This window comes from Bifidobacterium sp. W8114, from assembly GCF_016101165.1.
Lineage (GTDB): Bacteria > Actinomycetota > Actinomycetes > Actinomycetales > Bifidobacteriaceae > Bombiscardovia > Bombiscardovia asteroides.
This window is the reverse complement of sequence record NZ_JACFRA010000003.1, coordinates 20,941-36,147: the sequence shown is the minus strand read 5'-3', so window position 1 is coordinate 36,147 and position 15,207 is coordinate 20,941. Positions and strand designations below refer to the sequence as shown.

The 15,207-nt window shown below is 59.2% G+C and carries 10 protein-coding genes, 1 tRNA gene and 1 pseudogene; 4 read left to right on the top strand and 8 right to left on the bottom strand.

Annotated features, from left to right (window positions below):
- The first annotated feature begins 265 nt into the window (after positions 1-265).
- The 3 genes from H3T89_RS04815 (at position 266) to H3T89_RS04805 (ending at position 1,715) form a co-directional block, all read left to right on the top strand.
- Complete coding sequence (locus H3T89_RS04815; protein ID WP_198203564.1) at positions 266-613, top strand: hypothetical protein; 348 nt, start codon at positions 266-268, stop codon at positions 611-613.
- Positions 614-878: 265 nt separating this feature from the next.
- A complete protein-coding gene (locus H3T89_RS04810) occupies positions 879-1,559 on the top strand; it encodes a VTT domain-containing protein (protein ID WP_015021215.1) in 681 nt (226 codons plus the stop codon).
- Between the two features lie 83 nt (positions 1,560-1,642).
- Positions 1,643-1,715, top strand: a tRNA-Ala gene (locus H3T89_RS04805).
- A gap of 1,169 nt (positions 1,716-2,884) precedes the next feature.
- On the opposite strand, the gene H3T89_RS04800 is transcribed toward H3T89_RS04805, so the two are convergent.
- Positions 2,885-3,985: a mandelate racemase/muconate lactonizing enzyme family protein gene (locus H3T89_RS04800; protein ID WP_198216382.1), complete on the bottom strand. Its 1,101-nt coding sequence runs from the start codon at positions 3,983-3,985 to the stop codon at positions 2,885-2,887.
- A gap of 100 nt (positions 3,986-4,085) precedes the next feature.
- On the bottom strand, positions 4,086-5,498 hold the full coding sequence (locus tag H3T89_RS04795; protein ID WP_015021213.1) for an MFS transporter: 1,413 nt from the start codon (positions 5,496-5,498) through the stop codon (positions 4,086-4,088).
- Between the two features lie 219 nt (positions 5,499-5,717).
- Between H3T89_RS04795 and H3T89_RS04790 the strand changes: the two genes are divergently transcribed.
- Positions 5,718-7,841 carry a transketolase family protein gene (locus H3T89_RS04790; protein WP_198216381.1) on the top strand — a complete coding sequence of 708 codons (2,124 nt, stop codon included), beginning with the start codon at positions 5,718-5,720 and terminating at the stop codon, positions 7,839-7,841.
- On the opposite strand, the gene H3T89_RS04785 is transcribed toward H3T89_RS04790, so the two are convergent.
- The 6 genes and pseudogenes from H3T89_RS04785 to dnaK form a co-directional block, all read right to left on the bottom strand.
- On the bottom strand, positions 7,829-8,485 hold the full coding sequence (locus H3T89_RS04785; protein WP_110416724.1) for a GntR family transcriptional regulator: 657 nt from the start codon (positions 8,483-8,485) through the stop codon (positions 7,829-7,831). The genes H3T89_RS04790 and H3T89_RS04785 overlap by 13 nt on opposite strands.
- A gap of 123 nt (positions 8,486-8,608) precedes the next feature.
- Positions 8,609-10,231, bottom strand: a pseudogene (locus H3T89_RS04780) (DEAD/DEAH box helicase); the annotation flags it as partial.
- A 199-nt stretch (positions 10,232-10,430) separates the two neighbouring features.
- Entirely contained in the window at positions 10,431-10,961 is a 531-nt protein-coding gene (locus tag H3T89_RS04775; RefSeq protein WP_198216511.1) for a heat shock protein transcriptional repressor HspR, read from the bottom strand.
- 52 nt (positions 10,962-11,013) lie between these two features.
- A complete protein-coding gene (locus tag H3T89_RS04770) occupies positions 11,014-12,018 on the bottom strand; it encodes a DnaJ C-terminal domain-containing protein (protein WP_198216379.1) in 1,005 nt (334 codons plus the stop codon).
- Positions 12,019-12,163: 145 nt separating this feature from the next.
- Positions 12,164-12,889, bottom strand: coding sequence for a nucleotide exchange factor GrpE (gene grpE / locus H3T89_RS04765; protein WP_198216378.1), 726 nt, complete (start codon positions 12,887-12,889; stop codon positions 12,164-12,166).
- A 1-nt stretch (position 12,890) separates the two neighbouring features.
- The gene (dnaK, locus tag H3T89_RS04760) at positions 12,891-14,789 is read right to left on the bottom strand and encodes a molecular chaperone DnaK (protein ID WP_024627812.1); all 1,899 of its coding nucleotides are present in this window, start codon (positions 14,787-14,789) and stop codon (positions 12,891-12,893) included.
- Positions 14,790-15,207: the final 418 nt, after the last annotated feature.

The following is a 15,207-nucleotide window of genomic DNA, read 5'->3' as shown; positions in this document are numbered from 1 at the left end:
CATGCACTTCAACCTCGAAAGCCCCTTCTGACTCTCCTTGAACACCCTACTCAGATTCACAACCCTGAACCTGTTCTTCGTCCTCACCTGCATTACCCCTGGTCTCGATAGGCCTCGCCCGCAGCGCCCTCTACGGCGCGGTCTTGCGATGAGAACCACAAGGACATCCTCCTCTGCAGGCAGCACCCGCAACTCCTCGTCCGGGTGGTCAGACAGTCCATCATCGCATTCATCATCCACGCGACGCTGGGGGGGGGGGGGGGTAGTGACCTACCTTGCCCTCATCATCCTGATCATCAGGATCGCGCTCCTAGTCCTTTCATACAAGTTCTTCTACCCCCTACAATCCCGCTACACCAATACAGACTGGGTTTTCAAACTCTGTGTCGAGATTCCCATAGGTACCCCGTTCTACGCCATCTGCCTCCTGGCCATCTACGTGGTCTTCGCTTTCCTCATCTACTCCGCGTCCTTCCTGCAGGTCCCGGCCATCATCTTCGGCTTTTCCCGACTGGCATTAGTCAAATCACTAATCTATCTGCAGGCCTTCGACCGTTTCGAACGCGGAACCAGGGGCGACGCCAAAACTACTTACAAGAAAGGTTCCCTGTAAGGCTGTCAGGAAATAGGTATATGGCTGGCCTCCCCCTTTCCACACGGAATATGTGCAGGGCACGGCCAGGACGGTGCCATCACCCTGCCACCGGCCCTCTTGATGTCAAAGGCACACTTCATATGGATTGTCTGCGCATCAGCCGTTATGGGCCACAGTTGTGTCTTCCTCGCAAGGGTCTACTGGAGACCTACCTGCCGTGGAGCAGTCTTGCTACAGTATTGAAACGGTTTGCGTTTCAATACAACAGGACGGTCTTTGACAAATGGGATTCATACACTGGCTCATCAACCTGCTCAAAGATCCGCGCAGCGCCATCGCGGGGTGGATTGCCATGGGACTGGTACCCACATATGCGTTCATCTTCCTGATCATCTTCATCGAGACCGGCGTGGTTTTCATGCCCTTCCTGCCAGGAGACTCCCTACTCTTCGCCGCCGGTGTCTTCGCCCATGACCCGTCCAGCGGGATGGCCCTGGATGTGCTCCTTCCCGTCGTCTGGCTGGCCCCCATCCTGGGCGACCAGAGCAACTACTTCATCGGACACTTCTTCGGCCGGGCCATCGTCCGTTCCGGCCGCGTGAAGTCACTGACCCCCGAACGAATCGCCAAGACCGAGGGGCTGATCGACAAGTGGGGACCCCTGGCCGTGGTCCTGGGACGCTTCCTTCCCTTCATCAGGACCTTCATGCCCTTCATATCGGGCATTTCCGGAATGCGCTGGAGGCGCTTCACCCCATTCAGCATCCTGGGCGGCCTGATATGGTCCACCCTCTTCACCCTCCTGGGCTATTTCTTCGGCGGCATCCCCGCAGTCCAGCAGCACTTCGAGCTGGTCATCATCCTGATTCTGGTCATTTCGGTCCTGCCCACGGTCATCGGTCTGCTCAAGGCCAAGTTCGGTCATAAAGCTCCCTCAGAAAAAACCAGCTCCACGGCGGACTGATGTCTGACCTGTGATATTTTGCGTTTGGCCAGGGCACACGCTAAAGTAAATTTCTGTTGTTCGGCTACGGTCGGGCAACGAATGGGGCTGTAGCTCAGTTGGTAGAGCGCTTCGTTCGCATCGAAGAGGTCGGGGTTTCGACTACCCTCAGCTCCACTCTCGCAAGAGATTCCGCTGTAGTAAATCTGCGTTCCACATATATTGACCTTGAGTCTGTGCAGTTCCTGCAGCAGATACTTGCCTAATTCACATCAAACCGACTCCCTTATTGAAAGGCGTGCATTTTCTGCCCTGCTAGGAATACAGATTGCAAGGATGACGATTTACCGATGCAAAGCCAAGCTCATACTCCCTGGGCTGCATAATCTGATGAGTCAAACGACCTCATGAACCACCAAGGGTGGGGGGGGGGGGGGTCAAATGCGCTTACGGCATCCAAACTGCGTGTCACGATTATTGCAATGGAAACACGCTTGGCCAGAAATCGCGGTTGCCCAATGACGAGTGGAACGTTTGCCGAATCAAGAGTTCCAATCGGCTCGTCCGCGAAGACAATCCTGGGCTGGAGGTGGAGTCACATGCACTACAGCGGCTCTCAGTTGTTGCCTTCCAGACAAATTCAGAACAAAGTCATGAATACAATCAGCAAGTAATTAGCAAGGCCCAACAGCTGCAAAATAAATCCGGCTCGCCTCACATCAATGCCCAAACCAGCAAACTGGGCAGAAATAAGAACATTCTCGAGCACAGTCATCGTCAACGCAGGATTCAGGACCAGGCGAAAGTTGGTCCGACCGCTTACTTGAGATGATATCCATCGCCAGGCCGACGAGAGACGGCAAATCACCAACCACCGACGTTCCTTCATAGGGATACCCTTAAGGCCACAGCGGCTCAGGCCACAGACGAAATCGCCGTTGAGTCCTTCAACTTTCCGCTTTGTCTGTATCTTCACCGCAGGAGATCGGGCCAGATCCGGCCAATGAACGAGAATACTTGTCAAAGCGCGACTCGGCTGAATGAAGCTGGCTCAGGTGCAAGCGACCGGCGCTTGCGCTCACGTGAGATTCTGTCGCCAGGCTCCTCGCGCCTAAAGATCAGGCTTACGGCTATCCCCATCAGCCTTCGGGCCTTCCTTCGCTATTTGTCAGACCTTGGCATAAATCCGCCGGCTTCCCCTAAGCACAGGCACGCGGGGTCTGCATACAAGAAAAGCGTAAATGGTTCTATTAAGTCACTGGGCAGGACATCGGGGATTCGCCCAAGATGACGCTCGGTCATCGTGGGCGAATCCCCGTTATCTTGGCACAGAACGTACGATGCCGTCAGAAGCGATGATCCTCCAGATAGTCCCTGTCCAACTGAATGCCGTGTCCAGGACCAGTGGGAGGCACCCAGAAGCCATCCTCATCCACATGCCCCGAGGATTTGAAGATCCGCAGATCCGTCCAAGTGCCGCCATCCGTGACCTCGGAAGCATAGATGTTAGGAATGGTCGACAGGAGGCTGGCACTGAGCTCGAAGACGAAATGCGGCGTCATGGGCAGATTGTGGGCCCTGGCCGCTGCAGCAATATCCAGGTAGCCGGTGATACCGCCCACGCGGCCCAGATCCGCCTGGACATAGTCGCAGGAACCTTGCTCAAAATACTGATTGAACTGATTGAGGTTGTATATGTTCTCGCCCATGGCCAGCGGGGTATTGACCCTTTCACGTAGAATCCTATGCCCCAGAATATCGTCTGAAGGCAACGGCTCCTCGATCCAAAGCAAATCCAGATCATCGAACTTTTTGAATGCACGCAAGGCGGCCGGCAAATCCCATCCTTGGTTGGCATCCACCGCCAGGGGGAAGCCTGGCACAGCCTCCTGGATGGCCTTCAGGCGCTCTACATCCTCTTCGATGTCGGGTTTGCCCACCTTGACCTTGGCGGCGATGAATCCCTTGGCCTTCCAACGCTTGACCTGATCCACAATCTCATCCGCCGATAGATTCAGATTGATGCCGGACCCATAGAGCGGGACACGATCGCGCACCTTGCCCAGCAGATCATATAGAGAGACGTCAAGGGACTTGGCGAGCAGATCCCAATAGGCGATATCCAAAGCGGACAGGGCGTGGGTGGTCACACCGGCCCCACCTACATCGTGAATGTACTTCCACGAGCGCTGCCAAAGCGCTCGAGGGGATACGGGCAGGCCGATCACATCGGGGATCATCTCCCTCACCAGAGCGGCGATGGTGGCCCCGCACCAGCCGGAGGTATGGCTGAACCCCGTGCCGGTGATCCCATTGTCTGCCGTGACATCAGCAACGACGACCTCTATGTTCTCAACGTGGTGGATCTGGTCGCCCCATGGGCCTTCCGGCAACGGAACCCGGGCGGTCGTCAGTTCTATTTTCTTGATTTTCGGTACTTGGAACATGGTGATAATTCCTTTCTTATCGACGCCTTTTCATAGCGTCACATCGCATGTTGATCCAAACGCGCCTATCCTTTGCAGACAAAGCGTTCCAATCAGCGAATCAGTCTTTAGATCCGGTCGCCTTGGCTTCAGCCGACTGTATGGTCTCCGCATTGACCGCGTGACCGAAGGTCTCGGGCAGAATGAAGACTGCGGCCAGGAAGGCCACCACAGGACCGATAGCGATCAGCAGGGTGGCTTTAGGCACGCCCAGCCGGTCATAAAGGGTCGGGAACACCCAGAGGGTCAGGAAGGAGGCCAGCTTGACGAAGACATAGGCAATGCCTGAAGCGGCTCCTCTATAGGCCGGCTTGGCCACCAATGAGGCGATGGTCATTCCACTCTCCGAAGACCAGTAATGGCCCCAGAGCATGATGCCCGATCCGGTGATGATGATGGCCATACTGGTCCGGGTGATGCCGAAGACCATGACCAGAATGCCGATGGTCACCAGGCCGAAGCCCCATTCGCTCAATCCCTTATGCCCCAGTTTGGGCAGGGTAAGAGGTCCTACGAAAGCGGAGATGGAGGCCAGCAGGTAAACGGCGAACATGGCCATATTGTTTTGAACGAGGGTCGCTATGCCCAGGCCGGCCAGGATGGTAGGCAGATAGAAGGAGAACGAATAGTTCTCGAACGCCTGGACGAAGCAGGATATCCAGGCGAATATGGTGCTCCTGCGACTGAAGCTGTCGCTGAAAAGGTCCGAGATGGCCTCACGCCAGGAGGGCTGGGGAATATGCATATCATGATCAGGCAAAACGCCAGCCAAAACATCCTTGCCATAGTATTCGTTGGCCACCTTCCGGGCCTTGACGAAATCACCATGCTCCACAAGCCAGACGGGGGTCTCGGGCAGGCCGGACCTGACCAGCAGAAGCAGGCCGGCAGGGATGGCGGGCACAGCCAGGATGAACCGCCAGGTCAGGTTGGCCGGCATCTTGCTCAGCTCAAAGGCGGTGACCAGCAGAATGGCGCATAAAATCCCAAGGGAGAACATGAACTGCCATCGGTTGCCCATGATCTCGCGCTTGCCTTTGGGCAGGATCTCCATCATATAGGTAAAGCCATTGGCCACATCGGCCCCTACAGGCAGGCCGGCAAAGCAGCGGATGATTGCCAGAACCCACATGTTGGGCGAAAGCGCCTGAAGAACGGCACAGACCGCAAACATGCTCATGGAAGCCAAGAAGATGTTGCGACGCCCAAACCGGTCGGTCAGCCAGCCGCCCAGGATGGAACCGACGATGGCACCGAGCTGGGTGCCGGCTGCCGCGAATCCAAGCAGAAAGCTGCTGGGGTGGAAGACATCCTTGAGGTGGGTCATGATGAACGACATCGAGTAGATATCCCAGGATTCGATCAACAGAGCCGTCACCATGAGCCAACCGGCCCTCGAGGAGTGCTTGGCCTCCTGTCTGTCCAGAATGGCCTTGGCCCTGTCAAGGGTCTGGTAAATTGATAAATCCGTCATTGGACTCCTTTGTTCGCTCCGGCGCTCGGTCTGAGCCCATTGACTGTTCTCCTGCCCGATGCCAGAATCAGTGCTTCATTGCGTAACTGATATATTACTGATATATTAAAGGCGAAAGACAGCGGTGTCAATTTGGGCCGTCCAAGAGGATTGGCGAAAGCTGACCACAGAAGACGACCAACGGTGCACGAACACACCTGGAAAGGCGGATAAAGAATCATGCAAAAGCCTTGGGATGATTTGGATCGACGAGCCATCAACATGGCCAAGGTGCTGACGGCTGATGCGGTGGAGCGGGCCGGCAATGGACATCCGGGTTCGGCCATATCCTTGGCCCCAATCGTCTACGCCCTCTATCAGCGGTATTTGACGCATGACCCGACCGACCCCCATTGGCCCGGCCGCGACCGGTTCATCCTCTCCGGCGGCCATGCATCCCTGGCTCAATACACTCAGCTCTTCCTGGCCGGCTACGGCCTGACGCTGGATGATTTGAGAAACTACCGGTCCGGCGCCCACACACGGACTCCAGGCCACCCCGAGCTGGGTGTCACCCCTGGTCTGGAGATGACCACCGGTCCGCTGGGACAGGGGTTGGCTTCGGCCGTAGGCTTCGCATATGGCCAGCGCTATCAGCGCGGCCTGCTGGATCCTGATGCCCCCAGGGGTTCCTCTCCCTTTGATCATCGAATCTGGGCCATATGCGGAGAAGGCGATCTGGAGGAGGGCGTGAGCGCAGAGGCCTGCTCATTGGCCGGAGATCAGTCCTTGGACAATCTGACCGTCATCTATGACGCCAACCATATCCAGATTGAAGGCGACACCAGCATGGTCTTAGGCGAAGATGTATGCGCACGTATGCGCGCCTACGGCTGGTACACCGACTCCATCGATTTTGTCCAGCCGGACGGTAGCTACAAAGAAGACCTGTCTGCGCTGTCCCGCGCCCTGGATCAAGCAGGCGAGATCACCGATCGCCCCAAGTTCATCAAGGTCAACACCCTGATTGCTTGGCCGACCCCAGGTTTGACCAATGATGCCTCCACCCACGGCTCGCCTTTGGGCGCAAAGGCTCTGGCTGACCTGAAGAGCCTTCTTGGATTTGATCCCAATGAGGACTTCCCCATTGACGAGGAGGCTCTGGCGCACGCCCGACAGGCTGCGCAACGCGGGGTTCGAGCCCACGCTGATTGGGATCGACGCTATAGACAGTGGCGAAAGGACAATCCCAAGCGGGCCTCTCTCTACGACCGCATCCGTAGGCACGAGCCGCCTAAGGAGCTCGACAGCGCCATCGATGAACTTGAAAACGAGTTGCATGTGGGAGATTCCGTGCCGGCGCGACAGGCTTCAGGGCGCGTGCTCAACGCCATCGCCCCGATCATGCCTGAACTCTGGGGCGGATCCGCTGACCTGGGCAGCGCCTGCATGACTGATCTGGAAGGAGCGGACTCCTTCGCTCCCGCCGGTCGGGCCACTCGCCAGTTCCCAAAGGCCAATCCTTATGGCAGACAGATCCACTTCGGCGTCCGAGAATTCGCCATGGGGGCCATTACCAACGGCATCCTGTTGGACTCGGACACCAGGCCCTTTGGCAGCACCTTCTTCCAATTTGCCGACTATGAGCGGCCGGCGGTCCGGTTGGCCGCTCTGATGGACATTCCCAATATCTACATCTGGACCCACGATTCAATCGCCCTTGGACAGGATGGCCCGACACACCAGCCAGTCGAGCATCTTGCTGCCATGAGGGCCATCCCCCGTCTGGCTGTTGTCCGCCCTGCCGATGAATTCGAAACGGCAGAAGCCTATCGACACATCTTCGAAAAAAGCGACACACATCCCACGGCCATAGTGCTCAGCAGACAACCGTTGCCCAACTTGGCTGCAACCGCAGCTCGAGCCCGCCAGGGCGTATCCCGTGGAGCATATATCCTCCAAGAGCCCGAGAACCGTTTGGACATGCTGATCATGGCATCAGGATCTGAGGTGCAGCTGGCTCTGGAGGCAGCCAACCGCCTGGCGATCGAAGGCATCGGCGCCCGCGTTGTCTCCGTGCCTTGCATGGAATGGTTCGAGCAACAGGACCAGGATTACCGCAGCTGGGTCATGCCGGAGGAGATACGAGCACGAGTAAGCGTCGAAGCCGGACTCGCCCTGTCCTGGCACCAGTATCTGGGAGACGCAGGCAAGGCTGTTTCAGTCGAGGACTTCGGACTTCAGGGAGACGGCGAAAGCAATCTCATAGACTACGGCATCACCGCTGACCATGTAGTGGATGCAGCACACGCGTCCCTGCTTAAGGTCGGACGGTGCGGAAGAAGATGCTATCAGCGGAAGTAATCGGCATGAACCCTGCTGGCCTGTAGATAGCTGATTCGCGAATTGTGCAGATGGGCGCGGATGGCCTCCACCGCGCCTTCCTCGTCACCATTGAGCGCTGCATCGATGATGGCTATATGCTCTTGGCAGGAAGCCTCGTCCCTCCCCTCCTGATAAGGCAGGAAAACACGGGTGCGCTGGCTCAATGCCAGCAGGGTGCTCATGAAGGCAAGCAGGTACTTGTTCCCTGCCTGCCTGGCGAAATACATGTGAAAAGTGTAATCGAAGTCATCCTGAATGGAGACCGGCTTGACTGATCCACGCTCCAGCCTGGTATTGGCGGCCGCACGGTAGCTCCGCAGGGTCTGGGCATCCAGATGAGCGAAAGCTTGATGCATGAGATAAGGCTCGACCAGCATCCTGCTGTCGAGCATGTCGTTGAGGTCTTTAAGAGAAAGCTGGCTGACGATGATCCCCTTGCGCGGAAAAACCTGGACCAGACCCTCCTCAGCCAGCTTATTGATAGCCTCGCGTACAGGTGTGCGGCTGAATCCCAGTTGGGCCGACACAGCCTTTTCGTCAATCAGATCACCAGGTTTCATCTTGCAGAAGACGATCTGATCGCGCAGGTAATCGTAGGCCAACGTGCGCTTACTTACTGACATCGGATCCTCCTCTTTTCCCTGCTGGAGACCAGGCACGCCGTCAATACCGATTTTATGCCAACCGAGGCTTGGGAATCATGATTGCCGCTAAACGGATCAGCGCCGGGAAGCAGAGCGGAAAGGATTATCGTCACGGCGATGGTGGCGATGACCACGGCGAAATCCCCGACGGTCTGCATCAAAACGGGAGCCGGCGCGACCGTTGCCGTGCCCATGATCATGACCATGGGCACGCCCGCTACTGTCGGCATGACGATGGCCTCTGGTCCGGCCATCCAAGGGACCATCCTCACGATTGAATGCCGATCGGTCATCTGACCGCCTGGAACGGGAAGGCCGGCGATCCCGATCTCGACCTGCAGCCCGGGCCTGGCCGCCGCGATCAAAGCGCCTGTTTGCGCGGGAACGGCCCCGATGTCCGCTGCGGCCGCCACGCCCGCTACGAGCAGGGCGACCAGCGGAAGCCTGCGGCTGCTCGGTCTGCAAGGACCAGCCATGTACCGGCTTGGCCACGGGTCCTACGAGCTCGGTAACCTCGGATGAATCGGCAGTCACCTGAACCGGCTTGGCATCGATATGGGCCATGCGCAGCATCCGTCTGGTGTCACGCCACTGGTCGGGAAGAACCAGGGTGACCACGTCGCCGGAACGACCGGCCCGAGCCGTGCGCCCTGACCGGTGAAGGAAGGACTTGGGATCGGCCGGTGGATCCACTTGGACCACAAGGTCTACGTCGCTGATATCCATACCGCGGGCGGCCACGTCGGTAGCCACCAGGACTTTCACCTCACCCCGGGAAAAAGCCTCCAGGTTGCGATCGCGCTGGTTTTGGGAAAGGTTGCCGTGCAGCTGTGCAGCCGGAATGCCGTTGTCGATCAGGTTCTTGGCCAGCTTCTTGGCCTGGAATTTGGTCCGGGTGAAGAGGATGCGCCGTCCTGTACCCGAGGCCAGCCTGCGCACCAGATCGTGCTTGGCTGCCTGGGTGGTGCGGAAGATGTGGTGGGTCATCAGATCCACATGCTGGGTAGCGGAATCCACCTCGTGAATCTTGGGGTCCTTGAGGAAACGCTTGACCACGGCATCCACACCGTGATCCAGGGTGGCCGAGAAGAGCATGCGCTGACCACCCGGACGAACCTGGGCCAGAATCCGCTCCACAGCTGGCAAGAAGCCCATGTCGGCCATCTCGTCGGCCTCGTCCAACACGGCGATCTCCACTTCCCCCAGACTGAGCTTGCGCTGGCGGAGCAGATCCTCCAGACGGCCCGGGCAGGCCACCACAATCTTGGCCCCGCGCCGCAGGGCATCGACCTGACGACCCTGGCCCACCCCGCCGTAGACGGTGCAGGTCCGCATGCCGTAGGCCTGAGCCAGGGGGTTGAGAACCTCGTCGATCTGATTGGCCAGCTCGCGGGTGGGAGCCAGGACAAGACCGCGCGGGCGGGGCAGACTGTCTGAACCGGCGGCACCACCGCGTCCATGGCGGGTCCGTCCTCCTTCGCAGGCAGCCAGTCGAGCCACCAGAGGGATGCTAAAGGCCAGGGTCTTGCCGGAACCGGTCCGGCCCCGTCCCAGAATGTCACGGCCAGCCAGGGCATCAGGCAGGGTATCCCGCTGGATGGGGAAGGCCCTGGTCTTGCCGTCCTTGCGCAGGACGCGAACCAAGGGCTCAGGCACCCCCAGCTGGTCAAAAGTCATAGGTTCTACGGCAGACTGGCCGGAATTGGACGAATTGGAATCGGGCATGGATGAAGCAGTCACAATGACCTTTCACAACAGGGAAAACGGTACTGTCGGTCGACAGTTCGCAGGCCGCGTGCAAAGCAGAGAATGACGAATTTCGCGCAAGCGGTTTCCCCGTACTCAAAGCATTCAGGCGACAATCAGCCGTCGCTCTTGGGCGAGCGGCCAACCTGTACACCATAGCACAGGCCCCGCACCCATTTCAGGAGCGTACGCTCCAGACGATCAACGATTTGGAATCAGTCGGATCGGCCTCGTCATGCGTCGTGTCCTGCCGCCAGAGCCTGGCCCTGCTGGACCGCCTGACCTCGACGACCCGGCCATCGGTGGCAGCGGCAAACATACTGGATCCCTGTGACTGATGGGAGCGGCGCAGCTGGCGCCTCAGCTGACGATTCTCCTCGGCCAGGGCCAGGATCCTCGTCACACCTGCCAGGTTGATGGACTCGTCCTGGCTCAGATGCTGGGCCTGGCCCAGCCGGTCCAGATCCCGCAGGGAGTAACGGCGCGCACCCCCCTCGGTACGTTCCGGCACAATCAGACCCAGCCGGTCGTATTGGCGCAGGGTCTGCGGATGGATGTTGGCCAACTGCCCGACCTGGCCGACGCTGAAGACCGGCAGCTCGATGTCCAAACCGGCATCGTCGGCAGCATCCAGGCTGATGTGTCCGGCCACCAGTCCGCGAGCGCAGGCCAGATAGATCCGCCTGGTCTCGGGATCCACCCTGACCATGATCATCACTCCTCTCCGCTCTTCGTTCCGACTTGATCCGGCATCCGGATCGTCATATCTTCATGCGCTCCCCGGCGATCTGCTCGTCGAAGTCGCCACTGGACTTGGCAAAGTCGCGCATGGCCTTCTTCTGGGCCATACCCAGCCGACCGGGCATGCGGATCTCTATCCGTCCCACCAGGTCGCCCTTGCCGCGCCGGTCCTGAACCCCCTTGCCGGCGATACGAATCTCGTCGCCGCTGGAGGAGCCAGCAGGAATCCTGAAGGTGACGACCTGGTCATCGATGTCCCGGGTCTGGACCTTGGCTCCCAGGGCCGCCTCGGATACCGTAACCGGCAGGGTCATGACCAAATCCTTGTCCTTCATGGTGAACCGGTGGCTGGGCTGGACGCTGATCTGCAGGTAGAGGTCGCCATTGGCGCCCCCGTCCCTGCCAGGCCGACCCTTGCCAGCCAGCCTGATCCGCTGACCGTTGCGAACCCCGGCGGGGATATGCGTCTTGAAACGCTTGCCACCCACACTCAGAGAGACCGTAGCCCCCTTGACCGCCTGACGGAAGGACAGGCCGATTTTCGAATTGCGATCCTCGCCCTTGACGGGCCTGGGCTTGGCCTCCTGGTAAGCGGTCCGACCGCCACCGCCGGCACCCCCACCGAAGGAGGAGAAGATGTCAGCAAAGTCGGGTTGTCCCGAACCATCGCCGAAACGAATGCGGGTGCCTCCCGGCGCCCCGGCCCCGCCGAACATAGAGCCGAAGATGTCCGAGAATGCATCGGTGTTGAAGCCACCCTGGCCTGAGCCTCCGGCGAACCGGGCTCCCCCCATGCCGAACTGGCGGATGGCATCGTACTTCTGACGCTGCTCCTTGTTGCTGAGCACGTCGTAGGCCTCGGAGATGTCCTTGAACTTCTCCTCGGCCTCCTTGGTCTTATTGAGATCGGGATGGTATTTGCGGGCAAGCTTGCGGTAGGCCTTGGTGATCTCCGCTTCGCTGGCGTCCTTGGAGACACCAAGGACCTTGTAATAGTCCTTGCTCAGCCATTCATTCTCAGCCATCCATGTCTCCTTTCCTCATAAGCTACGAATATATCGAATTGGAATCCGCCCTTTCGCGTGCGGCGGCGGGCAGGACCATACCCACCAGCCGCCGCATGCGAAGGCGCCGATTCAGCCTGCGGAAGGTCCGCAATCACCGTCCCTGCTACTGCCCGGGCGAGGTCACCACTACCCTGGCGGCCCGGATCACCCGGTCGCCGATCCGATAACCTGCCTCGACGACCGTGTCAACGGTCTCTTTCTTGGCATCGGGGTCCGGCTTGTGCAGGATGGCCTCATGCTTGGTGGGGTCGAAGTCCTCGCCTTTTTCGCCGAACTTCTCGACACCGAACTTCTCGAAGGTCTTGTCGATCTTCTTGGCCACGGCCTGGAAGGAATCGTCCATCTGCCCGTGCTCCTTGATCCGGTCAATGTCATCGAGGGCCGGAAGAAGGGCGGTCAGTACATCCACGATGCCATGCTGGCGGAAGATGTCCTGCTCCTTCTTGGCACGGTTGCGGAAGTTGACGAACTCGGCCCGCTCGCGCTGGAGGGCCTCCAGGTAATCGGCGGCCTCCTTCTTGGCCTGGCCCAGAGGAGTCAGCCCGTCTGATCCCTTGTCGGTGCTCTCCTCCTTGGCCGAGTCAGCATCAGTCTTGTCATCAGCATGAGCATCCGCTGACGACGCATCCTTGGCGGAGGAATCCGACGAGGGCTGGCCGGCCGCCCGGTCATCGTCTGCAGCGCTCCTGCCGGCATGACGGCCGCGGGCCGCTTCCTGATCGGGCGTAGAGGCGGCGTCAGAGGCCTTGGCCTCATTTCCGTCCGGTTTGCCGGCGGCGGCCGGGTCGCCCTTCAGCGGCCCGGCATCATCCTTGTCGAAAGCCGACATGTCACTCGCCGTCCTTCTTCTTGTCGTCGTCGTCCACGACCTCGGCATCCACCACGTCGTCATCGGCGGACGAGGAAGAGCCTGCACCCGAGGCAGCACCGGCGGCACCTGCAGCGCCCTGAGCGCCTGCACCGTCAGCGGAGCCCTGCTGGGCGTAGAGGGCCTGGCCGATCTTCTGGGCAGAGGTCATCAGCTCGCTCTGGGCGTTCTTGATCTTGTCCATATCCTCGCCCTTCAGAGCCTCTTTCAGAGCGTTGACCTTGTCGGTGACCTCCTTGGCCACCTCGTCGGAGATCTTGTCCTTGTTGTCGTTGACCAGCTTCTCGGTCTGGTAGGCAGCGGACTCGGCGGCGTTGCGGGTGTCGGCATCCTCACGACGCTGCTTGTCCTCGGCCTCGTGGGCCTCGGCCTCCTTGACCATGCGATCAATCTCGTCCTTGGGCAGGGCGGAGCCACCGGTAATGGTCATGGACTGCTCCTTGCCGGTGCCCTTGTCCTTGGCGGAGACGTGCACAATGCCGTTGGCGTCGATGTCGAAGGTGACCTCGATCTGAGGAACGCCACGCGGGGCCGGAGCGATGCCGGTCAGCTCAAAGGTCCCCAGAGGCTTGTTGTCGCGGGCGAACTCACGCTCGCCCTGGTAGACCTGGATCAGCACGGAGGGCTGGTTGTCCTCGGCGGTCGAGAAGACCTCGGACCGCTTGGTGGGGATGGCGGTGTTGCGGTCGATCAGCTTGGTCATGATGCCGCCCTTGGTCTCGATGCCCAGGGAGAGCGGGGTCACGTCAATCAGCAGGACGTCCTTGCGGTCGCCCTTGATGACGCCGGACTGCACGGCAGCGCCGACGGCCACAACCTCATCAGGGTTGACGGTCTGGTTGGCTTCCTTGCCACCGGTCAGTTCCTTGACCAGGTCCTTGACGGCGGGCATACGTGTGGAACCGCCGACCAGCACCACATGGTCGATGTCCTGAACCGAAATGCCGGCATCGTGCAGCACGTTGTTGAAAGGCGTGCGGCAGCGGCCCAGCAGGTCGGAGGTCATCTCTTCGAAGTGCGCGCGTGTCAGGGTCTCGTCCAAGTGGACTGGGGTCCCGTCAGGGGTCATGGCCAGGTACTGCATGGAGATGCTGGTGGACGAGGAGGAGCTCAGCTCCTTCTTGGCCTGCTCGGCGGCCTCCTTGAGCCGTTGCAGGGCGATCTTGTCCTTGGACAGATCGACGTTGTACTTGTTCTTGACCTCGCTGACCAGCCAGTCGATGATCTTCTGATCCCAGTCGTCGCCGCCCAGCTTGTTGTCGCCGTTGGTGGCCTGGACCTGGATGGTGGAGAAGCCGTCGTCATCCTTGCCGATCTCCAGCAGGGAGACATCGAAGGTGCCGCCGCCCAGATCGAAGACCAGGATGCGCTCGTCCTCCTTGCCCTTCTCCAGACCGTAGGCCAGAGCCGCAGCCGTGGGCTCGTTGATGATGCGCAGGACGTTCAGACCGGCGATCTTGCCGGCATCCTTGGTAGCCTGGCGCTGAGCGTCGTTGAAGTATGCAGGGCAGGTGATGACCGCGTCAGTGACGGGTTCGCCCAGATAGGACTCGGCATCCCTCTTGAGCTTCATGAGGATCTGGGCCGAAATCTCCTGCGGGGTCCACTTCTTGCCGTCGATCTCGACGGACCAGTCGGTGCCCATGTGGCGCTTGACCGAGCTGATGGTCCGGTCCACATTGGTGACGGCCTGACGCTTGGCCACTTCACCGACCAGAATCTCGCCGGACTTGCTGAATGCCACCACCGATGGCGTGGTACGCGCGCCCTCAGCGTTGACGATTACCGTGGGCTCGCCGCCCTCCAGGGTTGCAATGCAGGAATTGGTGGTTCCCAGATCGATGCCAACTGCACGTGCCATACTCGTTACCTCCTGATGAAATGGGGCGTAGGGTCTGACCCCGCACCTCGACGTTCACGTTCTCCGCTCGCGCTTCGTTCGTGGTCCCGATGGCCGGCTTCCGTCGACCCGGGCAAGCAGCCATCATGACCACTCCGAAACTTGAGCCTACATCACTCAACTTCTTCTGGCAAATATTATTCCCACTCAGACAGGTCGATTTTGCAATAGGCGCTAAATTCTAAACTGATTTGCAAACGTATGCAAATAATAAATATATCTCACAACATTTTGCTTAAGAAAAAGAGAATCTTGGGTAGATATTGCTTATCATACAAGGGATATTCTATTTTCAGATTGTATTGACCTATTTGCTATCGTTATCATTATCAGTTAATAGCTGACTGAGTTGGTGAATATCTTCAGGAAGGATGCCCAT

Bases quoted from the DNA above. Each gene is read 5' to 3' on its own strand.
- H3T89_RS04810 (WP_015021215.1), top strand. From the start codon at position 879: ATGGGATTCATACACTGGCTCATCAACCTGCTCAAAGATCCGCGCAGC.
- H3T89_RS04800 (WP_198216382.1), bottom strand. From the start codon at position 3,985: ATGTTCCAAGTACCGAAAATCAAGAAAATAGAACTGACGACCGCCCGG.
- H3T89_RS04795 (WP_015021213.1), bottom strand. From the start codon at position 5,498: ATGACGGATTTATCAATTTACCAGACCCTTGACAGGGCCAAGGCCATT.
- H3T89_RS04790 (WP_198216381.1), top strand. From the start codon at position 5,718: ATGCAAAAGCCTTGGGATGATTTGGATCGACGAGCCATCAACATGGCC.
- H3T89_RS04785 (WP_110416724.1), bottom strand. From the start codon at position 8,485: ATGTCAGTAAGTAAGCGCACGTTGGCCTACGATTACCTGCGCGATCAG.
- H3T89_RS04775 (WP_198216511.1), bottom strand. From the start codon at position 10,961: ATGGTCAGGGTGGATCCCGAGACCAGGCGGATCTATCTGGCCTGCGCT.
- H3T89_RS04770 (WP_198216379.1), bottom strand. From the start codon at position 12,018: ATGGCTGAGAATGAATGGCTGAGCAAGGACTATTACAAGGTCCTTGGT.
- grpE (WP_198216378.1), bottom strand. From the start codon at position 12,889: ATGTCGGCTTTCGACAAGGATGATGCCGGGCCGCTGAAGGGCGACCCG.
- dnaK (WP_024627812.1), bottom strand. From the start codon at position 14,789: ATGGCACGTGCAGTTGGCATCGATCTGGGAACCACCAATTCCTGCATT.